The organism is Cellulomonas xiejunii (assembly GCF_024508315.1).
In the GTDB taxonomy this organism is placed as follows: Bacteria; Actinomycetota; Actinomycetes; order Actinomycetales; family Cellulomonadaceae; genus Cellulomonas; species Cellulomonas xiejunii.
This window is the reverse complement of sequence record NZ_CP101987.1, coordinates 3,533,505-3,555,176: the sequence shown is the minus strand read 5'-3', so window position 1 is coordinate 3,555,176 and position 21,672 is coordinate 3,533,505. Positions and strand designations below refer to the sequence as shown.

At 73.6% G+C, this 21,672-nt stretch carries 19 protein-coding genes, 1 other RNA gene and 1 pseudogene; 12 read left to right on the top strand and 9 right to left on the bottom strand.

Translation table 11 applies throughout. The features are described from left to right. Nucleotides 1-55: 55 nt before the first annotated feature. Genes NP048_RS16315 through NP048_RS16305 form a run of 3 tightly spaced genes read right to left on the bottom strand, consistent with a single transcriptional unit; the run spans nt 56 to nt 1,373 of the window. On the bottom strand, nt 56-394 hold the full coding sequence (locus NP048_RS16315) for a hypothetical protein (RefSeq protein ID WP_227575374.1): 339 nt from the start codon (nt 392-394) through the stop codon (nt 56-58). Beyond that, complete coding sequence (locus NP048_RS16310) at nt 364-792, bottom strand: nucleotidyl transferase AbiEii/AbiGii toxin family protein (RefSeq protein ID WP_227575375.1); 429 nt, start codon at nt 790-792, stop codon at nt 364-366. The genes NP048_RS16315 and NP048_RS16310 overlap by 31 nt, the downstream gene beginning before the upstream one ends. Next, nucleotides 789-1,373: a type IV toxin-antitoxin system AbiEi family antitoxin domain-containing protein gene (locus tag NP048_RS16305; protein WP_227575376.1), complete on the bottom strand. Its 585-nt coding sequence runs from the start codon at nt 1,371-1,373 to the stop codon at nt 789-791. The genes NP048_RS16310 and NP048_RS16305 overlap by 4 nt, the downstream gene beginning before the upstream one ends. A gap of 113 nt (nt 1,374-1,486) precedes the next feature. Here NP048_RS16305 and NP048_RS16300 point away from each other — a divergent pair, with 113 nt between their 5' ends. The 3 genes from NP048_RS16300 to NP048_RS16290 all read left to right on the top strand — a co-directional run bounded on the left by NP048_RS16300 (nt 1,487) and on the right by NP048_RS16290 (nt 6,365). Beyond that, on the top strand, nt 1,487-2,146 hold the full coding sequence (locus NP048_RS16300; protein WP_227575377.1) for a maleylpyruvate isomerase family mycothiol-dependent enzyme: 660 nt from the start codon (nt 1,487-1,489) through the stop codon (nt 2,144-2,146). A 182-nt stretch (nt 2,147-2,328) separates the two neighbouring features. Continuing rightward, nucleotides 2,329-3,786 carry a 3' terminal RNA ribose 2'-O-methyltransferase Hen1 gene (locus NP048_RS16295; protein WP_227575378.1) on the top strand — a complete coding sequence of 486 codons (1,458 nt, stop codon included), beginning with the start codon at nt 2,329-2,331 and terminating at the stop codon, nt 3,784-3,786. Next, on the top strand, nt 3,783-6,365 hold the full coding sequence (locus NP048_RS16290) for a polynucleotide kinase-phosphatase (RefSeq protein ID WP_227575379.1): 2,583 nt from the start codon (nt 3,783-3,785) through the stop codon (nt 6,363-6,365). The genes NP048_RS16295 and NP048_RS16290 overlap by 4 nt, the downstream gene beginning before the upstream one ends. 211 nt (nt 6,366-6,576) lie before the next feature. Here NP048_RS16290 and NP048_RS16285 read toward each other — a convergent pair whose 3' ends face one another. The 3 genes from NP048_RS16285 to NP048_RS16275 form a co-directional block, all read right to left on the bottom strand. After that, nucleotides 6,577-7,263 (bottom strand): hypothetical protein, encoded by a 687-nt coding sequence (locus NP048_RS16285; RefSeq protein ID WP_227575380.1) that lies wholly within the window; start codon nt 7,261-7,263, stop codon nt 6,577-6,579. A gap of 2 nt (nt 7,264-7,265) precedes the next feature. Further along, nucleotides 7,266-7,679 carry a hypothetical protein gene (locus NP048_RS16280; RefSeq protein WP_227575381.1) on the bottom strand — a complete coding sequence of 138 codons (414 nt, stop codon included), beginning with the start codon at nt 7,677-7,679 and terminating at the stop codon, nt 7,266-7,268. Between the two features lie 220 nt (nt 7,680-7,899). Next, a complete protein-coding gene (locus tag NP048_RS16275; RefSeq protein ID WP_227575382.1) occupies nt 7,900-8,703 on the bottom strand; it encodes a TIGR04255 family protein in 804 nt (267 codons plus the stop codon). A 163-nt stretch (nt 8,704-8,866) separates the two neighbouring features. Here NP048_RS16275 and NP048_RS16270 point away from each other — a divergent pair, with 163 nt between their 5' ends. Beyond that, entirely contained in the window at nt 8,867-9,613 is a 747-nt protein-coding gene (locus NP048_RS16270) for an AAA family ATPase (RefSeq protein ID WP_227575383.1), read from the top strand. A gap of 83 nt (nt 9,614-9,696) precedes the next feature. On the opposite strand, the gene NP048_RS16265 is transcribed toward NP048_RS16270, so the two are convergent. Then, nucleotides 9,697-10,974: an amidohydrolase gene (locus NP048_RS16265; protein WP_227575384.1), complete on the bottom strand. Its 1,278-nt coding sequence runs from the start codon at nt 10,972-10,974 to the stop codon at nt 9,697-9,699. 146 nt (nt 10,975-11,120) lie between these two features. Here NP048_RS16265 and NP048_RS16260 point away from each other — a divergent pair, with 146 nt between their 5' ends. From NP048_RS16260 to NP048_RS16230, 8 genes and pseudogenes are all read left to right on the top strand, one after another. Beyond that, on the top strand, nt 11,121-12,101 hold the full coding sequence (locus tag NP048_RS16260; protein WP_227575385.1) for a hypothetical protein: 981 nt from the start codon (nt 11,121-11,123) through the stop codon (nt 12,099-12,101). A 59-nt stretch (nt 12,102-12,160) separates the two neighbouring features. Next, nucleotides 12,161-12,257: signal recognition particle sRNA small type (gene ffs / locus NP048_RS16255), an RNA gene on the top strand. 160 nt (nt 12,258-12,417) lie between these two features. Continuing rightward, a pseudogene (locus NP048_RS16250) lies at nt 12,418-13,191 on the top strand (ABC transporter ATP-binding protein); the annotation flags it as partial. 93 nt (nt 13,192-13,284) lie between these two features. Continuing rightward, nucleotides 13,285-14,646: an FtsX-like permease family protein gene (locus NP048_RS19365; RefSeq protein WP_431355889.1), complete on the top strand. Its 1,362-nt coding sequence runs from the start codon at nt 13,285-13,287 to the stop codon at nt 14,644-14,646. A 75-nt stretch (nt 14,647-14,721) separates the two neighbouring features. Further along, nucleotides 14,722-17,286 carry a DNA polymerase III subunit gamma and tau gene (locus NP048_RS16245; RefSeq protein ID WP_227575386.1) on the top strand — a complete coding sequence of 855 codons (2,565 nt, stop codon included), beginning with the start codon at nt 14,722-14,724 and terminating at the stop codon, nt 17,284-17,286. Nucleotides 17,287-17,306: 20 nt separating this feature from the next. After that, nucleotides 17,307-17,993 (top strand): hypothetical protein, encoded by a 687-nt coding sequence (locus NP048_RS16240; RefSeq protein ID WP_227575387.1) that lies wholly within the window; start codon nt 17,307-17,309, stop codon nt 17,991-17,993. Between the two features lie 39 nt (nt 17,994-18,032). Next, nucleotides 18,033-18,632 carry a recombination mediator RecR gene (gene recR / locus NP048_RS16235; RefSeq protein WP_227575388.1) on the top strand — a complete coding sequence of 200 codons (600 nt, stop codon included), beginning with the start codon at nt 18,033-18,035 and terminating at the stop codon, nt 18,630-18,632. A gap of 19 nt (nt 18,633-18,651) precedes the next feature. After that, entirely contained in the window at nt 18,652-19,233 is a 582-nt protein-coding gene (locus tag NP048_RS16230) for a DUF5063 domain-containing protein (protein ID WP_227575389.1), read from the top strand. 117 nt (nt 19,234-19,350) lie between these two features. On the opposite strand, the gene NP048_RS16225 is transcribed toward NP048_RS16230, so the two are convergent. Next, nucleotides 19,351-20,493, bottom strand: coding sequence for an ABC transporter permease (locus NP048_RS16225; RefSeq protein ID WP_227575390.1), 1,143 nt, complete (start codon nt 20,491-20,493; stop codon nt 19,351-19,353). After that, nucleotides 20,490-21,545, bottom strand: coding sequence for an ABC transporter ATP-binding protein (locus NP048_RS16220; RefSeq protein ID WP_227575391.1), 1,056 nt, complete (start codon nt 21,543-21,545; stop codon nt 20,490-20,492). Before NP048_RS16220 ends, NP048_RS16225 begins: the two co-directional genes overlap by 4 nt. Nucleotides 21,546-21,672 lie beyond the last annotated feature (127 nt).

Genomic DNA, 21,672 nt, shown 5'->3' with positions numbered 1-21,672 from the left:
GGGCGCTGTATAACGAAGTACTTGGATGTGCCTTAGGCAGGTCGGCGGAGCGGGGTCAACCGATCCTCCACGGCTGCGCGATGCGGTGCCGGATACGCATCGACGCCGGCCCAAGCGCGGCACGGCGGATGTAGATCGCGTTGACCGACCGCCCCAGCGCCTTGGCGATGTCCTCAACCTCGTCGACGGGCAGATGCTGACGGAGGTAGTCGTCGTCGGCCTGGGACCACGCGATGTGACGGTTCACCTGCAGGTGGCTGGCCGGGCGCGGGGGAGGTAACCCGATGCCCCGCTCCTCGCGGTCGCGCTTCTTGCGCTTGTTGAAGCACCGGTGACACCCCGAACGCCGGTACCTCCCGTCGATCAGCGGGAACGATTCGCCGTCACCCAGCACACCGCACCCCACGCAGCTCCTGGCAAGCAAGCGGGGACGGTGAGCCGGAGCCCGTCGTACTCCTCTTCGTCGCGGATCCTCCTCACGGTCGCCGCGTCGCTGTCCAGGACCAGGGCGTCCGCGCTGGTCACCGCTGCCACCCGCTGCACCACGGTGCGCATGTGCGCTTCGTCGAGTGGGAAGTCCAGGGCCTGCATGTCGATGTCACGGGTCGGCCGGCGCAACCGGTACGCGGCGAGCAGCACCCCACCTTTCAGGGCGAAGTCCTCGGCGTGCTCGGTCTCCGCCAGGCGCGCCAGGAACCGTTCCAGCCCGTACAGCGTCATGACCTCTTGGGCGAGGCGTCCCCGTGCGCGCGCCTCTCTTTGCAGCGCGGCGTAAACCTGCGTGGCTCTCATGAGAGGTAGTTCAGGGCGTCACGGACGGGCGTCTGAGCGCGCGGGAGCTGCTGGGCGATGTTCAGGAGCGCGACGGGGTTCGACCCTCTCCTGGGTAGCCAGTTCCGTAGCGCCTCGATGGCGATCTCGTACCCGGTCACGTCCCGGAGTCGGAAGCAGTCGACGATCGTCCGCTCCGGGGAATAGATCCCAACGGAGAACGGAGTCCCCAGCACGGGGATCGTCGACCGGCCTATGTCGAACGTGTCCACGTCGAAGAGGTGCCACCGGACGTTCTCAACGCGTGGCTTGCGGGTGCCGCGCGGTAGGGCCAGGTCGATCCAGTGCGGGATGGTGTCGGTCAGTCCGTGGTGCGCGAGCGCGCTCGTCAGGCACAGAGTCGCGCGCGGTGCGCGCTTCGCGGCTGGGGCAAGGTCCAGGTCGACGGGGTACTCCGCGTCGGTCCGCTGATACAGGCCGTGGCCGATGCGTTCCAGGACGCCATCGTTCAGCAGGGCGTACAGCCGGTGCTCGGTTACCCCGGCATCCCTGGCCTCCCGCGCGGTGAACGGGTGCGCAGGCAGGATGTCAACAACACCCACGAGCTCGCCTCCTACCTCTCCCGGTTTGCGTACACACGTAACCGTATATGCGTACGGTTTTCGAGGCCAGCTCCGTCCGGTCGAGCGCTCGATCAGTAGTGGCGAGGAGGCCCATGCGCGCGCAGGCGGAAGACGTCTGGCAGACCGTCCGTGAGGAGCGGCTGCGCCTCGCGGACGACCTCTCCGGGCTCCGCGAAGAGCAGTGGGCGGTCCCGTCGCTGTGTCCCGGGTGGGACGTCCACGACGTCCTGGCGCACCTGGTCGACACGGCCCGCACCGGGCGACTGGCCTTCGTGCGGGACATGGTGGCCGCCCGTGGGGACTTCGACCGCGCGAACCGGACCGGCGTCGCCCGGGAGAGGCGAACGGACCCGCAGGACACGGTTGCAGCGCTGCGGCAGGTCGCCGACCTGCGGCGCACCCCACCGGCTCCGCTCGCGACGCGGCTGGTCGAGGCGGTCGTGCACGGCGAGGACGTCCGCCGGCCGCTGGGTCTCGCGGGCGCCTACCCGGCCCGGGCGGTCGTCCTCGCGCTCGAGAACCAGCTCCGCACGCGCGTCTCCCTCGGTGGCGGACGCGAGCGCGTCGCGGGCGTCCGGCTGGTCGACCGGGGCAGCGGGCGGACGTGGGGTGCCGGCGAGGACCTGGAGGCGGACGCCGTCGACCTGCTCCTCGTCGTCTCGGGACGGCCCGTGCCCGCCGACCGGCTCGCAGGGGCCGCGGCCTCCCGCTTCGCGGCCGCGCCCGTCGCCGGTGAGCGGGACGACCAGTGACGCGACGTGCGGCGGACCGCCCCGACGACCGGGCAGCGGCGCCTGGCCCGTACCTGGACGAGCTCGCCGGGCCGGGCGTCCCGACGCTGCGGGCACGGGTCACCGGCGGGTAGTCGCGTCCGGCCGGGGGACGGGCGGCAAACCGCCGGACAGCGTGATGCCCTGCGTGCGAGGATCCGCCGGTGCTCCTGACCCTGTCCGCCGCCGGCCCCGACGCAGCCGACCTCGGCTACCTGCTGCACAAGCACCCCGGCCGGGTCCAGGCGTTCGACCAGTCGTTCGGGGTCGCGCACGTCTTCTACCCCGAGGCGAGCGACGAGCGCTGCACCGTCGCGCTGCTGCTGGAGGTCGACCCGGTCGGCCTGGTCCGGCAGAAGGGCCGCAGCGCACCGCGGGACGTCGCGTTCAGCCTCGCGCAGTACGTGAACGACCGGCCGTACGCGGCCTCCTCGATGCTCGCGGTCGCGCTCGGCAAGGTGTTCCGCACGGCCATGACCGGACGTTGCGAGCTCCGCCCCGAGCTGCCCGCGCGGCGGTGGGACCTGAACGTGCACGTCCCGGCCGTGCCGTGCCGCGGCGGCGTCGAGGCCGCGGTCCGGCTGTTCGCCCCGCTGGGGTGGCAGGTCGACGCGCGCCACGTGCCGCTCGACCCGACGGTCCCCGCGTGGGGCGACTCGCGCTACGTCGACCTGCGCCTGACCGGCACGCAGCGCGTCGCCGACGCCCTCAGCCACCTGTACGTCCTGCTGCCGACGCTCGACGCGAGCAAGCACTACTGGGTCGGGTCCGACGAGGTCACCAAGCTCGTGCGCGCGGGGGAGGGGTGGCTCGCGGCGCACCCGGCGCGTGAGGAGATCGCGCGCCGGTACCTCGCCCACCGCACCAGCCTGGCGACGTCGGCCATCGAGCGGCTCGCGGAGGTCGACGACGCCCGCCCGGAGACGGTGGACGACGCCGTCGCCGAGCCCGAGGACGCCGCGGTGGACACAGCCGCGCCGACGACCCCACCGCTGGCCCGGCAGCGTCTCGACGCGGTCGTCGCCCAGCTCCGGGACGCGGGCGCGCGGAGCGTCGTCGACCTGGGGTGCGGCGAGGGTGCCCTGCTGAGCGAGCTGCTGCGCGACCCGGCGTACGAGCGACTCCTCGGCGTCGACGTCTCGGCGCGCGCCCTGACGACCGCCGCCCGGCGGCTCCACCTCGACACTCTCCCCGAACGTCAGCGCCGGCGCATCGAGCTCGCGCACTCCTCCGTCACCTACCGTGACGCCCGCGTCGCCGACTTCGACGCCGCGGTGCTCATGGAGGTGATCGAGCACGTCGACCCGCCGCGCCTCGCAGCGCTGGAGCGCGCGGTCCTGGGCGCCGCCGCGCCCGCGACGCTCGTCGTCACCACCCCCAACGCCGAGCACAACGTGCGGTACCCCACGCTGGAGGCGGGCACGATGCGCCACCACGACCACCGCTTCGAGTGGACGCGCGCCGAGTTCGCCGCCTGGGTGCACACCGCTGCCGACCGTCACGGGTACGCGGTCACGCTGCTGCCCGTCGGGCCGGACGACCCGGAGGTCGGCCCGCCCACCCAGATGGCCGTCTTCCGGCGCGGTACGGCCCCCGTGAGCCACGAGGGAGGTGCGCGATGACCACGCTGACGGTCCCGGCGCTCTCGCTCGTCGTCCTGGTCGGGGTGTCCGGCTCGGGCAAGTCGACGTTCGCCGCGCAGCACTTCGGCCCGTTCGAGACGCTGTCCTCGGACTTCTGCCGGGGCCTGGTCTCCAACGACGTCACCTCGCAGGACGCCACCGCCGCGGCGTTCGACGTGCTGCACCACATCGCGGGCAAGCGCCTCGACGCCGGGCTGCTCACGGTCGTCGACGCGACCAACGTGCAGCCCGCGGCCCGCAAGGCACTGGTCGCGCTCGCCCGCGCGCACGACGTGCTGCCCGTGGCGATCGTGCTCGACGTGCCGGAGCAGGTCTGCCTGGACCGCAACGCGGCCCGCGCCGACCGGTCGCTGCCCGCCCACGTCGTGCGGCGTCAGCGCGACCAGCTGCGCCGCTCGCTGCGCGGGCTGTCGCGCGAGGGCTTCCGCACGGTCCACGTGCTGCGGGGCACCGACGAGGTCGACGCCGCCGTGATCGACCGGCAGCCGCTGCGCAGCGACCGGCGTGACGAGCGCGGGCCGTTCGACGTCGTGGGGGACGTGCACGGGTGCCGCTCGGAGCTCGAGACCCTGCTCGGCACGCTGGGGTACCTGATCACCCGCGACGCCGAGGGCCGGCCCGTGGACGCCGTCCACCCCGAGGGGCGGCGCGCGCTGTTCGTCGGCGACCTCGTCGACCGCGGCCCGGACAGCGTGGGCGTGCTGCGGCTCGTCATGGGCATGGTCGCGGGCGGGCACGCGCTCGCGGTCCCGGGCAACCACGAGCACAAGCTCGTGCGCGCGCTCGACGGCCGCAACGTGCAGGTGTCGCACGGTCTGGAGACGACGCTCGCCGAGCTGGCGCAGGAGACCGACGAGTTCCGCGCGGCCGTGCGCGAGTTCTGCGACGGCCTGGTCGCGCACCTCGTCCTCGACGACGGCCGGCTCGTCGTCGCGCACGCCGGGCTGAAGGAGGAGTTCCACAACCGCGCGTCCGGGCGGGTGCGGGCGTTCGCGCTCTACGGCGACACGACCGGTGAGACCGACGAGTTCGGCCTGCCCGTGCGCCTGCCGTGGGCCGACGACTACCGCGGCCGGGCCATGGTGCTCTACGGGCACACCCCGACGCCGACGGCCACGTGGGTCAACAACACGATGTGCCTCGACACCGGGTGCGTGTTCGGCGGCCACCTGAGCGCACTGCGCTACCCGGAGAAGGAGCTCGTCCAGGTACCCGCCGAGCGCGTCTGGTACGAGCCGGCGCGCCCGTTCCCCACGGCGGACGACGCACCGACGACCGGCGCGACCCCGGACGTCGCACGGCGCGACCCCGACGTCCTGGACGTCGCGGACGTCCTGGGCAAGCGCGTCGTCGAGACCGGCCTGCACGGGCGCGTCACCATCGCCGAGGAGAACGCCGCCGGCGCCCTGGAGGTCATGAGCCGGTTCGCCCTCGACCCGCGGTGGCTGCTCTACCTGCCGCCGACGATGAGCCCGTGCGCGACCGCCCCCGACGGCGACCTCCTGGAGCACCCCGACCAGGCGTTCGACGCCTACCGGGACGACGTCGAGGCCGTCGTGTGCGAGGAGAAGCACATGGGCTCGCGCGCCGTCGTGCTGGTGTGCCGGGACGCGGACGTCGCCGCGGCGCGCTTCGGCATGCCCGCGGGGACGACGGGCGCGGTGCACACGCGCACCGGGCGACCGTTCTTCGACGCCGCGCGCACGGAGGCGCTGCTCGACGTGGTCCGCACGGCCGCGGCGGACGTCTGGGGGCGCGTCGGACGGGACGGCGCACCCGCGGACTGGCTGCTGCTCGACTGCGAGCTCATGCCGTGGTCCGTCAAGGCCGAGGACCTGCTGCGCCACCAGTACGCGGCCGTCGGCGCCGCCGCACGCACCGCGCTGCCCGCGGCGACGGCCGCGCTCGACGCCGCGTCGGCCGCCGGACTGCCGGTCGACGAGCTGCTGGCGCGCACCCGCTCGCGCAGCGCGAACGCCGATGCCTTCGCCGCCGCGTACCGCCGCTACGTGTGGCCGACCGACGGGCTCGACGGCGTGCGGCTCGCCCCGTTCCAGCTGCTCGCGACCGACGCGGGCACGTACGAGACCCGCGACCACCTGTGGCACCTGGACCTTGCGGACGCCCTGGTCGCGGCAGACCGGTCCGGGGTGCTGGCCACCACCCGGCGGCTCGTCGTCGACCTCACCGACCCCGCCTCGCGTGCGGCCGGCGTCGCCTGGTGGCACGACCTGACGTCGGCCGGCGGGGAGGGGATGGTCGTCAAGCCGCTGGCCAACCTCGTGCGCGGGCGCAAGGGGCTCCTGCAGCCCGGCATCAAGGTCCGGGGACGGGAGTACCTGCGCATCATCTACGGCCCCGACTACACCGAGCCGCAGCACCTGACCCGGCTGCGCTCGCGTCACCTCGGGCGCAAGCGGAGCCTCGCGCTGCGCGAGTACGCGCTGGGCCTGGAAGCGCTCGCGCGCCTCAGCGCGGGTGAGCCGCTGTGGCGCGTCCACGAGGCCGTGTTCGCCGTGCTCGCGCTGGAGTCGGAGGCTGTCGACCCGCGGCTGTGAGTCGGGTTCGTCGAGCGGTTGATGACTTGCTATCGGCCTCGTGAGCGTCCCTGTATGACGCCTAAAGGCATGCGTGAGAGTGCGCTCCTTCTCAAGTTACGCTCTGAAGGTCACGATCAAAAAGAGGCGGCTGGCCTACAGGAATCGCAGAGAACCGCCTCGGCATTGCGTTCGTCGTCGCGTCATCCATGTCGCGAACTTAGGCGCATCGCTATGCAACCGAGGTCGAATCGATCCTGTCTCTTAGGGCGCGCCTAAACTCTGCTCGTAGTCCACTGCGAGCCTGGCTGTTGGCCAGCGTTTCCCGACGACTGGGCGATTTCTTACTAGTTCGGTAACTAAACCACTCGTCGAGCGCCTTTGCAGACTCGCTGCGGTCGAGCGCCGCCCCCGCGCAATCCCGCAGCCAGTCTGCGGAAAGGTCGGCCTCGTCGAATGGACCGATCGTGACATCATTGATAGTCGAGGAGTCAACCAGCGCCCGCGTGTTGTGGTGGATCCATCGTTGCAGCAGTAGATTGACTCCCACTTGAGAGAGGATGGCGTATCGTTTTGCCGACTCGAGCTCCTCCGGCCTTACAATATCGATGAGAGTAAAGTCCGCAACGAGTGCCTCGCGGGGAACGCTCAGGCCAGGTAAGGGCATGAGCCGGTAATGCCCCTTCCACGATCGAGGCGGCTTGATCGCATCGCAGACGGCTGCAACCAAAATGCGGTCGACAAGAGTGGCGCCGTCCCTCCGCAGCGCGCACGGGTGCTGAAGAATAATCACCAAGCGGCCGTCGTCGAATCCGAAAATATCACCCGTGAATACAGGTCTGAACTCATCAACTTCGTCGCCCATCGACGTGTAGAGTTCAGAATCCTCGCGGGGAGCCTCGAGTTCGAGACCTTGCACGCCTACCTCCTGGGTCGAATGGACATCATGCCGTCAGCCGCAGCGAACGACTCGAACGCCGCATCGACATACTCCGATCGCCAGTGAGCGTTGTACTCCGAGTAGATGGCCTCACGCGCCGCGGTATCGGACTCTGTGGCAAGCTCCAGAACTAGATCGTCTCGGCCCGCGACGATCAGGTCAAGAGGCGTGAGTGCGACTCCTGGCTCCACCTGCATCTCAAGCCATGAGGCCGGCTCGCTAACGAACCGGCTCTCCAGCATCTCAATCAGGCCGGCGATCCGAGCGAGTTTGGCCCGGTTGTCGGCCGCCATCCCTTCACCCCGGCGCCACTTCTGCAGAGCCGGGACTGTGACCCCCATCATCCGTGCAACGTCACGCCAGGCGAATCCATGCTCGGAAAGTTCGTCCAGCATCTCGCGCGGCGCCCGGACGGAATGTTTCCGCTGTCGGGTACGCAGGTCGTCCAAAGCGGTTGCGCGGCGGAGTTCGCTCGTTCCGTCGCGGAGCTCCGTTGCTTGCTCGTGAACCACATACGCGTGATCGGCAAGCATTGAGGTGGTTAACTCACCAGTTCGCCGCACTCTCGGCAGCGTTTCACGGCCGCCAGTGGGGGATTCTTGCTGGGTTGTCCAACTAGTTCGCAACCTCAAGCACCTCCTTCCGGAGTCGATCGGTGATGGAGAGCTCGAACAGTTCCTTGATGGGTCGGTGTATGCGATCTGCAATCTCCATGATCCTATTCGGGTCATATTCCGGGATTGCGGAACTTGGCTCAAGGTTCCAGGAGCCGTCTGTATCGAGAAGGAAGAACGGTCCTGGCTTTGGGGTATTGTGCCGAACCAGATTTGGTCCAGACGTGACTGCGGGGGCTCCGACTATTGCCCCGTATCTCAACGAGTAGGACTCGCCGGGCCGCGCCGTCGCATAAGTGGAGATGCCCTGTTGCTGCAACTGCGACAAGCCTAGGTCGGCAAATCGGCGTCTGGGGCCAAGCAGGTCAGAAATGACCCAATCGCTCCAGTCGATCTCTTGATCGAATGTCGGGACGCGGATTTCGTCGATATAGCGGAGGCCGATGCGCTCGAACCCGTCGAGAGGCGCGACAGTCTGTCGCGCGTCAAGCGCGGCGGCCAGCACTTTCCGAAATGCCTGCCATCCGGGGTAGGCTGTCGTCTCTACAACAATTGCCTCGGCGCCGAATGTTACGGAGGTTTGCTTGTCCCGGGCGATCAGTTTCGGAAGCAAGACTGGTCGTTGGGTGCCAGTGCCTAGATCAATCTCATTGCGCTCCTCCACTCGCGAGAGGGGCGTGAACTCTGCAAGCATCTCCTTGGCCGCCATGAGTGCAGGAGAGTCCAGTGCTGCGGTCGTTGGATGCCGAACCTCAACGATCGCGAGGACAAGCGGGGCGTTCGGATACGGCTTCGTACCGTGCATACCTGGAAGACTACCCATCCTGCTACCAAAACCGTAACCCCTGGAGGGTGAAGCCCAGGCCGGGCCGGGTGACGAGCCCGACACCAGGGTCTGTGGCAGCGGAAGCGCCGCGGGCAGAGCGTGCGCGTCGACGCGTGTCGGCCCTCCGTGGTGGGGTGGGCGCATGGTCGCGCGCACAGGTCCCTGGAGCACTCTGCCCGTGCGCGGGGTCCAGAGACGGACGGGGGTGTCGGGGCTCGACACGGAGCGCGGCGGGGACTGGCACCTGAGCGTCCCCGCGGTGCGTCAGGTGCTCGAGCAGGGCTGGGACCTGGGGTCGGCCACGGTGCTGGTGGGGGACAACGGCGCCGGCAAGTCGACGCTGGTCGAGGGCATCGCCACGGCCTTCGGCATGGCGGCCGAGGGCGGGTCGACGGGGTCGATGCACCGCACCCGCCCCACCGAGTCGGGGTTCGCGCACGACCTCCAGCTCGTGCGGGGCGCCGGTGCCCCGCGGCGCGGGTTCTTCCTGCGGGCCGAGACGATGCACGGCTTCTACACGTACCTCGACGAGCATCCCGGCTACGACCCGGTGTTCCACGAGATGTCCCACGGGGAGTCGTTCCTCGAGCTGATCGGCTCCCGGATGATGTACCCCGGCCTGTACGTCCTCGACGAGCCCGAGTCCGCGCTGTCGTTCACCGGCAGCCTCGCGCTGCTGCGGCACCTGCACGACCTGGTGCAGCACGGCTCACAGGTCATCCTCTCGACGCACTCGCCCCTGCTCGCGTCGCTGCCCGGCGCGACGATCCTCGAGGTCGGTGAGTGGGGCCTGCGCGAGTGCGCGTGGGAGGACCTGGACCTCGTCACGTCGTGGCGCGCGTTCCTCGACGCCCCGGAGCGCTACCTGCGGCACGTGCTGGCGGACTGACGCGGCACCGCCCGGTCGGCTGTCCACGGGTGTGGGACGGGGGAACTGGATCGACCTCTCACCGGGGGGTGGCGGGGCCCCCGTCAGTGGGCGAAGCGCTCCGCGCGCTCGCGGACGCGGCCCTCGCCCAGGCCGCCGCGGGCCGTCGGGTCCCACGTGTAGACCTCGGTGCCCGTGACGAAGACGTGCTCGGCGCGCGCGTTGACGTCGAGCGGGTCGCCGGACCAGATCACCACGTCGCCGTCGAGGCCGGGCGCCAGGGCGCCGACCCGGTCGTCGAGACCCATGAACGCGGCCGGGTTGACCGTCAGCGCCCGCAGCGCCGTGTCCCGGTCCAGGCCCTCCTTGACCGCGAGCGACGCCTGGTGGACGAGGAAGTTGATCGGCACCACCGGGTGGTCCGTCGTGATCGCGACCCGGACCCCGGCACGCGCCAGCACGCCGAGGTTCGCGATCGCGCGGTCGCGCAGCTCGACCTTCGACCGCGACGTGAACAGCGGCCCGAAGATCACCGGCACGTCCCGCTCGGCCAGCACGTCCGCGACCGCCGCGCCGTCCGTGCCGTGGTTGACGACCAGCCGGTACCCGAACTCGTCGGCGAGGCGCAGCGCGGTCGCGATGTCGTCGGCACGGTGGGTGTGCTGGTCCCACGCGAGCTCGCCCGCGAGCACGGCCGCGAGCGTCTCCTTGGCGAGGTCCCGCTCGAACGGCTCGCCCTTGGCGGCGGCCACGTCCCGACGTGCCGCATAGCCCTGCGCCTCGACGAACGCGGCGCGGATGACGGCGGCGACGCCCAGCCGCGTCGACGGGAGCTTCTTCTGGTCCCCGTACACGCGCTTGGGGTTCTCACCGAGCGCCGACTTCACCGACACGTCGTGCCGGATGACCTGCTCGTCGACCGTCCGCCCGCCCCACGTCTTGATCGCGACGGTCCGCCCGCCGATCGGGTTGGCCGACCCCGGCTTCACCACGGCCGACGTCACACCGCCGACGAGCGCGTCCCGGAACCCCTCGTCCTCGATGTTGATCCCGTCGATCGCGCGCAGGGCAGCGCCGTTGGGCCCGGTCTTCTCGTTGGTGTCGTCACCGGCCCAGCCCTCGGCCTCCTCCATGACGCCCATGTGCGCGTGCGCCTCGACGAAGCCCGGCAGCACCCAGCGCCCCGCCGCGTCGACGACCCGCACGCCGTCGGGCACGACGACGTCCGTGCCGACCGCGGTCACGACGCCGTCCTCGACCAGCACGGTCGCCCCGTCCACCGGGGCCGACGCGACCGGGACGACGTACCCACCGACGATCGCGACGGACCCGCGTGCGGTGAGGATCGGCGACGGGGGGACAGGGCTGCTGACGTCGGGCATGTCGCCATCATGGCGCGCCCCTCCAGGCCTGCGCCCGCGCACGGGGCCGTGCGTCGCGCCCTGCGCGTGTGAGGGGAGCGTGCAGGTCCGCGTCGGGGGCAGCCGGACGGATGTCCGGATCGTCCGATGGTGGTTAGCGTGGTGCCATGACCCAGGACCCCTCGCAGACCCCCGAGGAGCGCCTGCACCACGGCGCCCGCCCCGCCCCCGACGAGACGTCCGCGCCCGCCGCGGGCCGGTGGGACCCCGACCGGTGGGACGTCGACCGGTGGCGCTCGCCCGTGGTCGGCGCGGTGCTCGGCGTCCTCACCCTGCCGGCGGTCGCCATGGTGCTCGTCGGGCTCCTGGTCCTGGCCGTCCAGGGGGTCGCGACGTGGCTCGTCGTGGCCGGCGTGGCCCTCGTGACGACGCTGCTCGGCGCGACGGGCGCCGTCGTCGCCGCGCGCGGCGGGCACCCGGGCGTCGTGCACCGGCTCGCGGTGCTCTCCTGGGTGTGGGGCGTCCTCGTCGTCGTCCTGGCCGTGGTGCTGGCGCTGTCGCTCGACTCCGAGGAGCGCGTCGCGATCGCGGTGCTGCTCGTCCTCGGCGGTACCTACACCGTCGTCCTGGGGCTGGGGCTGTGGGTCGCCGCGCGGGTGCTGCCCACGCCCGACGAGCCGACGGCCGACGACGCGCCCGACCGCGCGGCGGACGACGTGACCCCGCCCCGCGGCGCACCCGCGGTCGACGACTCCCCGACGCGGGCCGCAGGCCCCGACGACGACGAGGTGCTCGCCGACTGGCCCGAGTGGGGAGGGTCGGGACCCGACCCGCGCGCCGGCCGGGCGCCGTACCAGGGCGTCACCGAGGACGTCGTCGAGCCCGCTCCCGCCGCGCGTCGGACGCCCGCCGTCCCCGCTCCGGCGCGACCCGCCGCTCCCGCGCGACCCGCCACCCCCCGGCGCACGGCCCCGACGACCGGACCCGCCGAGCCGCCGCCGTCCCCGCCCCGACGCCCCGCGACGCCCGAAGGCCGCTCGGCGCGCCGCACACCGCCGGTCGGCGACGCCTCCGCGACCGAGCTGATCGCCCGGCACCCCGGTGACGAGGGACCGCCCACGGAACGGCTCCCCCCGATCGCCCCCTGACACCACAGGGCACCCACCGGGTGGGCGCGGCGCGCTCCCCACCTGGGTTAGGGTGGTGCGCAGACCCCTCGTACGGCGTCATCTCGCTGAACTCCCCCAGGGCCGGAAGGCAGCAAGGGCAGGCGAGCTCTGGCGGGTGTGCGGGGGGTCCTTGCATGCCCGCGCACCGTCGGTGCGTCCGCGACGGTGCGGCGCGCTCGTGCGACCACGGGTGGGCGCGTGCGCCGCGGTGTCCCCCTCGGGTCGCAGGCGAGGGGCCGCGAGAACGTCCCGCCGCCGGACGCGCCGGCCGCCGGCCCGCGCGCACGATGGCCGTATGAACACCAGGTCCGTCCCCGTCCGGCCGCCGCTTCCGATCGTGTCGTCCGGCCCGAGCGCGTCGTCCGGCCCGGGCGCGTCGTCCGGCGGCACGCCCTGCCTCACGGCGCGCGGGCTGGTCCACCGCTTCGGGGCCACGACCGCGCTCGCGGGCGTCGACGTCGACCTCGCCGACGGGGAGTCGCTCGCCGTGATGGGCCCCTCGGGGTCGGGCAAGTCGACGCTGCTGCACGTGCTCGCGGGGATCCTCGTGCCGACGTCGGGCGTCGTGGCGCTGCGCGGGCAGGAGGTGCAGGGGCTCGGCGAGAAGGAGCGGTCGCTGCTGCGCCGCAGCCGGTACGGGTTCGTGTTCCAGCTCGGGCAGCTGCTGTCCGAGCTGTCGGCACGGGAGAACGTCGCCCTGCCGGCGATGCTCACGGGTACGTCGCGCGCGGCGGCCGAGGCCGCGGCGGACCGGTGGCTCGCCGCGTTGGGGCTCGCCGGCACGGAGGGGCGACGACCGGGTGAGCTGTCCGGCGGGCAGGCGCAGCGCGTCGCGGTGGCGCGCGCCCTCGTCACGCGGCCCGAGGTGGTGTTCGCCGACGAGCCGACGGGGTCCCTCGACCAGTCCACCGGGCACGACGTCATGAAGCTGCTCGTGGAGTCGACCCGTACGGTCGGCGCGTCACTCGTCGTCGTCACGCACGACGCCGACGTCGCGGCGTGGTGCGACCGGCGCATCGACATGCGCGACGGGCTCGTCGTCGCGCCGGGCTCGACCACGGGGACCGGCGCGGGACCGCGTCCCGGCGAGCGGGCGGCGGCGGGCGGCGGACGCGGGCGTCGGGCAGGGCGTCGGCGACCTCCCCGTGAGCGGCGGCGACCGGTGAGGGTCAACCCCGTCCTCGCGCTGGCACCGCGCCTGCAGCGCGCCGCAGGACGCGACAGCCGCACGACCACCGTCCTGGCCGTCACCGCGTTCGCGGTGTCGACGGCCCTGACGCTGTCCGTCGTCGCGGCGCTGCTGGGGTTCATCGACCGGGCCGCGCACCCCGTGACCGACCTCGAGCGCGAGGCGGGCGGCTTCTACGTGACGCTCGCGGTGACCGCGACGATCCTGCTGGTCGTGCCGCTGCTCACCCTCGGTGGCGCGGCCGCACGGCTCGGCGTCGCGCGGCGCGACGCCCGGCTGGCGGCGCTGCGGCTCCTGGGCGCCACCCCGCGCGAGGTGGTCGGCCTCACCCTCGTCGAGACCGCCCTGCAGGGCCTGGCCGGTGCGGTGGCGGGGACCGCGCTGTACGGCGTGCTGCTGGGGGTGTGGACGCAGATCCCCTTCCAGGGGCGGCCGTTCACCGTCGGGGAGCTGTGGGTCGGCGTGCCGGTCGTGCTGCTCACGTGGCTCGCGGTGCCGCTGCTCGCGGCGGTCAGCGGTGCCGTGTCGCTGCGGCGCGTCGTCGTGTCGCCCCTGGGGGTCGCGCAGCGCGTGGCGCGTCCGGGGCTCAAGGCCGTGCGCGTCGTCGTCGCCGTCCTGGCGTTCGGGGCGTTCATGGTGGTGTCGGTCGTCGGGCAGGCGCTCGCCGCGGCGTTCGTCGGCATCATGCTCGCGGGCCTCGCGGTCGCGTTCCTCACGATGAACGCGGTCGGGCCGTGGGCGCTCGGCGTGCTCGGGCGCGTGCGGCTGCGCCTCGCGCGGACGCCCGAGCAGCTTCTCGCGGCGCGACGGCTGCTCGACGACCCGCGTGCGGTCTGGCGCGTCGTCGGCGGGCTGGGGCTCGCGTCGTTCGTCGCGGGGTGCCTCGCGGTCGTGCCCCTGCTCGCGGGTGGTCCGGGAGGCAGCCCCGAGGACGCGATCGTCTCGGCGGACCTGCTCACGGGGTCCCTGCTCACCCTCGCGATCACGTTCCTGCTCGCGGCCGTGTCCGCGGGGATCGCGCAGGCCGCGGCCGTGCTGGACCGGCGGCGGGAGCTGTCGCTCGCGCGGCTCGCCGGTGTGCCGACCGACCTGTTCGACCGTGTGCGACGGCGCGAGGTGCTGGTGCCGGTGCTGGTCGTGTCGGTGGGGTCGGCGCTCGCCGCGCTCGTGATGTTCTTCCCGCTCTTCGGTCTCGCTGCGCTCACCGCGCCGCAGGGCCTGCTGCTGCTGGTCGGGAGCCTGACGGTGGGGGTCGGGCTGGTCGTGGCCGCCACGGAGGCGACGCGCCCGCTGCTGCACCGCGTCCTGGCGGACACGGTCGTCCGTGCCGACTGAGGGCCCGGACGCGGTGAGGTCCACGGGTGGGGACGGCGGTGCCGCCGTGTGGGCGGTGGCGCTTAGGCTCGGGGTGTGACGACAGCGCTGTACCGCCGCTACCGGCCCGAGTCCTTCGCCGAGGTGATCGGGCAGGATCACGTGACCGCGCCCCTGCGGCAGGCCCTGCGGTCGGGCCAGGCCAACCACGCCTACCTGTTCTCCGGGCCGCGCGGCTGCGGCAAGACGACGAGCGCACGGATCCTCGCGCGGTGCCTCAACTGCGCCGAGGGGCCGACCGACACCCCGTGCGGCGTGTGCCCGTCGTGCGTCGAGCTCGCGCGCGGCGGCTCCGGGTCGCTCGACGTCGTCGAGATCGACGCGGCCAGCCACGGTGGTGTCGACGACGCCCGCGAGCTGCGCGAGCGCGCGACGTTCGCCCCCGCGCGGGACCGCTACAAGGTCTTCATCCTCGACGAGGCGCACATGGTCTCGCCGCAGGGCTTCAACGCGCTGCTCAAGATCGTCGAGGAGCCGCCGCCGCACGTGAAGTTCATCTTCGCGACGACGGAGCCCGACAAGGTCATCGGCACCATCCGCTCCCGCACGCACCACTACCCGTTCCGGCTCGTCCCGCCCGACGTGCTCGTGCCCTACCTCGAGCAGCTCTGCGCGACCGAGGGCGTGCCCGTGGGCTCCGGCGTGCTGCCGCTCGTGGTGCGCTCGGGCGGCGGGTCCGTGCGTGACACGCTGTCGGTGCTCGACCAGCTCATCGCGGGCTCGGGCGACGCCGGCCTCGACTACGAGGGCGCCGTCGCGCTGCTCGGCTACACGCACGCCTCGCTGCTCGACGACCTGGTCGACGCCATCGCCGCACGCGACGGGGCGTCGGCCTTCCGCGTCGTGGAGCGCGTCGTCGCGACGGGCCACGAGCCGCGACGGTTCGTCGAGGACCTGCTGGAGCGGCTGCGCGACCTCATCGTCATCGCCGCGTCGGGCGACGCGGCCGACGCGGTCCTGCGCGACCTGCCGGCCGACCAGCTCGACCGCATGCGACGGCAGTCGACGCACCTCGGCGCGTCCGAGCTGTCCCGTTCGGCCGACCTGACCAACGCCGCCCTCACCGAGATGGTCGGTGCGACGTCACCGCGCCTGCACCTCGAGCTGCTCATGGCCCGGCTGCTGCTGCCCAGCGTGGACGACTCGCGCACCGGCCTCGGGGCGCGGATCGACCGGCTCGAGCGCGGGCTGCCCGCGGCCGGAGCCGCGCCGGGCGCGCACGTTCCCGCGGCGCCTGCGTCCGCAGCCCGGGTCGAGGAGCCGCGGGCGGCGACCGCACCCGCCGCGACGCCCGTGCCGGTGGTCCGCCCCGAGCCCGCAGCCGTGCGCGCCGAGGCGCCCGCGGCCGAGGTGAGCACAGCTGCGCACGCCACCGCTGCGAGCCCTGCCGCTGTGGACCCTGCCGGCCGTGCGCGCCCGACGGGCGGTCGAGACGGTGCCGACGAGCCGCAAGGGCGTCCGGACGGTCCCGGTGCCCCGGGCGAGGTCCGGACCCCGCCGACCACGGCCGCCGCCCAGCCGTCGACCCCGCCCGAGCCGTCGACCCCGTCCCCGTCGGCGGCGCCCGCCCAGCCCCCGACGCCCGCCCAGCCCCCGACGCCCGCACCCGGCGCCGTCGCGGCAGCGGCGGACACCGAGATGCTGCGCCGCCGCTGGCCCGACGTGCTGACGACGCTGCGGCGGCTGCGGCTGCCCTCGTGGGCGCTCGTCAACCAGCACGCGCAGGTCCTCGAGCTCGACGCGACGACGCTGCGGCTCGGGTTCGCGCAGCCCGGCCTCGTCACCACGTTCCGCAACAGCAACCACGGTGACGTCGTGGCCCGCGCGCTGTCGGAGACGCTCGGGGTCACCGCACGCGTCGAGGCCGTGCTCGACGAGCCCGGCGGTGCGTCGGCCCGTCCGGCGGCCGCGCCGTCGTCCGAGGTGCCGCAGGTGCCCGGGACGATCTCGCGCGAGCGAGCGGCCGCGTCCTGGGACGTCCCGGCGGCCGCACCGGAGCAGGACGGCCAGCGCGCCGTGCCCGTTGTCGCGCCGCCCGGTGGCCGTCCCGCTGCCGATGGTGCCGGCCGCGATCGCCCGGGTCGTCCGGCCGGTGCCGGCGAGGCCGCGCCCGCGGACGACCCCGCCGGTGACGGGTCCTCGGACCGGCCGGTGCCGCCGTGGGAGCCCGAGCCCGGTGAGGGTGCGGCCGCCCGGACGCAGGCCCCCGGCTCGGGTGGTCAGGGCGCGCGCACCGGCGAGGCCCCGGTCGTCGTGCACCCCGACGACGACATCCCGCCGGGTGACGAGCCCGACGACCCGTGGCGCAACGGCCCGCCGGCTGCCCGCTCCGGCGGGACGTCCGCCGCCCCGGCCGCTGCCGGACGGCCCGCGTCGGGTGGTCCCGGCGCCGGCGGAACGGCCGCACCCGGCCGTGGGACGGCCCGCGAGCGCGGCATCGCGGCCGCCCGTGCGGCGGCCGCACAGTCGCGCGGCCGGATGTCGGAGCCGGACGAGCCGTCGCCCGACGACCCGACGATCGGCCAGTCCGGGCTCGTGGGCGTCCCCCTGGTGGCCCAGGTGCTCGGCGGGCGCGTCATCGACGAGCAGATCGACGTCTGACCTCACCGGAGGCACCTGTCATGCCCGCTGCCCCCGCGCCGGCCCCTCCCCGCGCACGAGCGGGACGGACGGGGGTGCTCGCGGCCGCGCCGCTCGCCGGCGCGCTGCTCCTCGCCGGGTGCTCGGTGCCGGGCGAGCAGGAGGTCACCGCGTCCATCACGCGTCTCGGCGACCCGGCCACCGCGGTGGCGCGCTGGGTCGACCCGCAGACGGGTGAGGTGATCGACGTCCCCGAGGGCACCGACGTGTGGCTCCGGGGTGACCGGCCGCCGGGTGACCGGTCCGGCGGGGACCGACCCCGCGGCGACCAGCCCTCCGGCGACACAGGGGCAGGAGCAGGCGGCCAGGCCGGCACGGGGCTGCCACCGGTCCTCGACCGGGACGCGCTCGACGGGCAGGTCACGCAGTGGCTGACCTGCGACGGCGGTGACCTGCTGGTCCCGACGGGCGGTGCCGTGGACGTCTCGGGTGACTGCGCGACCCTGACGGTCACGGGTACGGACGCCCGCGTCGTGGCACGCGACGTCGAGCGGTTGGTCGTGCAGGGTGCCGGTGCCCAGGTCGTCGTCGCGACGGTGGACGTCGTGGTCGTCGAGGCGCAGGACGTGCGGGTCGCCTGGGAGGACGGCATCCCGGAGGTCAGCAGCAGCACGGGCGACGGCGCGGCCTACGGGCCCGTCGGGGTCGTCCGGCTCGCCGCCCGCTGACGCGCCGATCGCACGGTCGGGCACGGCTAGGCTGACGGGGTGTACGAAGGCGCGATCCAGGACCTGGTCGACGAGCTCGGGCGGCTGCCCGGGGTCGGCCCCAAGAGCGCCCAGCGCATCGCGTTCCACATCCTCGCGGCGGACCCCGCGGACGTACGCCGGCTCGCGGACGCGCTGAGCGAGGTCAAGCTGCGCGTGCAGTTCTGCGAGATCTGCGGCAACGTCGCCCAGGAGCCGCAGTGCCGCATCTGCCGTGACCCGCGCCGGCTGCTGACGACCATCTGCGTCGTCGAGGAGGCCAAGGACGTCGTCGCGATCGAGCGCACGCGGGAGTTCCGTGGCCGGTACCACGTGCTCGGCGGGGCCATCAACCCGATCGCGGGCGTCGGGCCCGACGACCTGCGTATCGCGCAGCTCATGCGGCGCCTCGCCGACGGCGCGGTCACCGAGGTCATCCTCGCCACCGACCCCAACGTCGAGGGCGAGGCCACGGCCACCTACCTGGCGCGGCTGCTGGTGCCGATGGGCCTGACGGTCAGCCGGCTCGCGTCCGGCCTGCCGGTGGGCGGGGACCTGGAGTACGCGGACGAGGTGACCCTCGGCCGCGCGTTCGAGGGCCGCCGGCGCCTGAGTGCATGACGACCTGGAGGGGGAGGGCATGACCACCGACGACGAACGGCCCGTGGCGGACGCGGACCTGAGGGAGATCGCGGACGCCGTCGCGTCCGAGGCCCGCGGCTTCCTCACGACGGTGACGGAGGTCGCGGCCGGCTCGGCGCCCGACGCGTCGCTGCCGTTGCTGCTGCTGGCGCTGTCCGACCTGCTCGCGGCCGGTGCGCGCCTCGGCGCGACGACCGACGTCGTCCCCCCGTCGCGCTTCGAGCCCGACGTCGGCCCGGACGCGGACCTCGAGCCGCTGCGCGCGAACCTCGCGAACCTCTTCGACGGCATCGACGAGTACGTCGAGGTCGTGGACCCGCTGCTGGGCGCGGAGGTCGAGGAGGCGACGATCTCCGGTGACCTCGTCGCGATCGTCGGCGCGCTCACCCAGGGGCTGGCGCACCACGAGCGCGGGCACGTGCTGGAGGCGCTGTGGTGGTGGCAGTTCAGCTACCTGTCCGACTGGGGCGAGCGGGCCGCCAGCACGCTGCGTGCCATCCAGACGATCCTCGCGCACGTCCGTCTCGACGTGGAGGACGACGTCGCGGCCGAGGCGGAGTACGACGCGCTGCAGCCCTGACGCTGGTCCGCCCGCCGGTCGCCGTCGGTGACCGCCGACCGGAGGGGAGAGGACCGGGGGGCGGGGACGGGATGACCGGCGGGCGGCGTCGTGGGCCCGGCGCGGGGCCGGGGCGTGTCAGGCCACGCGCGTACCGCGGGCGAGGGTGCGCTGCGGGATGCGCAGCCGGCGGACGGCGACGACGAACCCCGCGGCACCGAGCAGCAGGTTCACCGCGAGCCCGACGGGCCACACGGGTCCGGCTCCGTCACGCACGGGGACGAGGTCCGAGGTGTCCTCGTCGGTCCAGCACTCGTCGATGATCTCCGGCTCACCCAGTCGCAGGTCGCGCAGGGTCTGCGTGGCGGCGGCGACGACCTCGCCGGGGGAGTCCTCGTCCGTCGTCGCCGACGCCGGCACGGCGCCGTCCGCGACGACCGCGAACGGGTTGATCGCCAGCAGCCACCACGTCCGCTCGGTGCGGGCCACGGACCGCTCCTGCACGCTCAACTCGCACACGGGAACGGTGGTCGGCGCACCGGTCTCCTTGTCCATCTCCATCCAGTAGGAGTCGGGCACCCCGTAGACCTGCACGTCCTGCGTGGTGCTGAGGAACGGGTAGGTCAGGCCGAAGAAGACGGGTGTGAACACCGTGAGCCCGGCCACCGTGACGAAGGTCAGCACCGTCGACCCGGCGGGCCGCGCCGCGAGCGTCGACCAGCCGAGGCCCATGCCGCACACCGCCGCGAGCAGCAGCGCGATGAGCACGACCACACGCGGCAGCGTCGCGACGGGAACGCCGCCCATCGCCAGCGCGATCGCGAAGAACGGCAGGCTGACGACGAGGAACGCGCACGCGCTGACCCACGCGGCCAGCAGCTTGCCGGCGGCGATCTCCGTGGGCGAGAGCAGGGTGACCTGCAGGGTCGCGAGCGTCCCGGCGGACCGGTCCCCGTTCACGGCCGTCGACGCGAGGGTCGGCGTGACCAGGAGGCCGAGCCCGAGCACGAGCGCCGTCACGACGACGAACAGCACGGCGCCGGCCTGGTCGGTCGTCACGGCGGAGTCGTCGAAGATCGTCAGGACGCCGCCCGCGAGGAGCGTGATCGCCCCCACGACGACGAACCACACGATCAGCGCGGTCTTCCACCGTGACGAGCGGACGCGCTGCCGCAGCTCGAGGGCCGCGACGGTGCGCACGCCGTGCCACGTCACCGTCCAGGTGCCCACGCGCGGTGTCGTCCCGGGCGCGGGGGGCGGGGTGGTCGTGGTCGCGGTCATCGCCGCTCCTCCTCCAGTGCGAGGTACGCCTGCTCGAGCGCACCGGCGGCGGGTGCCGACGACACGACGGGGACACCGGCGGCGACGGCGTCGCGCAGCAGCGCGGCGGCGCCGGCCTCGCCGTCGACGTCGACGAGGACGCCCCCGGCGACGGCTGTCGGTGCGTCCGCGGCCCGTGTGGCGCCGTCGGGGCGGTACGCCACTCCGGTCGCGTCGAGCCACGCGGTGAGCTCGGTGAGCGACAGCGCCCGCACGTGCCACGTGCGCCGGCCGGTCGCGACGTCGGCCTCGGACAGCCCGGCGACAGTGCGCCCGCGCGAGAGGAACACCGCGTCGTCGGCCATCTCGTCGAGCTCGGACAGCACGTGCGAGGACACCAGGACGGTGCGGCCCTCGTCCGCGAGGCGGCGCAGCAGGATCCGCAGGTCGACGCGCGAGCGCGGGTCGAGCCCGCTGGCCGGCTCGTCGAGCAGCAGCACCTGCGGGTCGTGGACGAGCGCGCGGGCCAGGCCGAGGCGCTGCTTCTGACCGCGGGACAGGACGGCGGCGGGCTGGTCGGCGTACTCCGTGAGGTGCACGGTCGCGAGCAGCTCCTCGATGCGGGCCGACGCTGTCGCACGGTCGACGCGGTAGGCGTCGGCGAACGTCGCGAGGACCTCGCGGGCCGTCAGGGAGTCCCACGTGCCGAACGCGTCGGGCATCCACCCGGTGCGGGCGCGGGCCCCGGCGTTGTCCGTGACGGGGTCGTGGCCGGCGACGCGCACCGATCCCGAGTCCGGGACGAGCAGACCGGCGAGGACCAGCAGGAGCGTCGTCTTGCCGGAGCCGTTGGGCCCGACGAGCGCGGTCACGGCACCGGCGCGCGCGACCAGGTCGGCGCCGTCGAGGGCCTTGACCGTCCCGAACGCGCGCCGCAGACCGGTGACCTCGATGCCGTGGGGCCGGGGAGCGAGCGCGACGGCGGCCGCAGCAGGTGCGGCAGCGGGTGCCGGGTCGGTGTCGGCGGCCGGGGCGGACCCGTCAGCCGGGCCGTGCGGTGCGTCGGGTGGCATGCCGCCACGCTAGGAGTCCCGGCCCCGGCGCGGGTCCCCCTGCAGGTGGACGGCACCCGAATGCGCGTCGCACCAGGGGCGTAGCACCCCTCCGGGACCTCCGCGGTGCGCTGGATCGCCCTCTCGC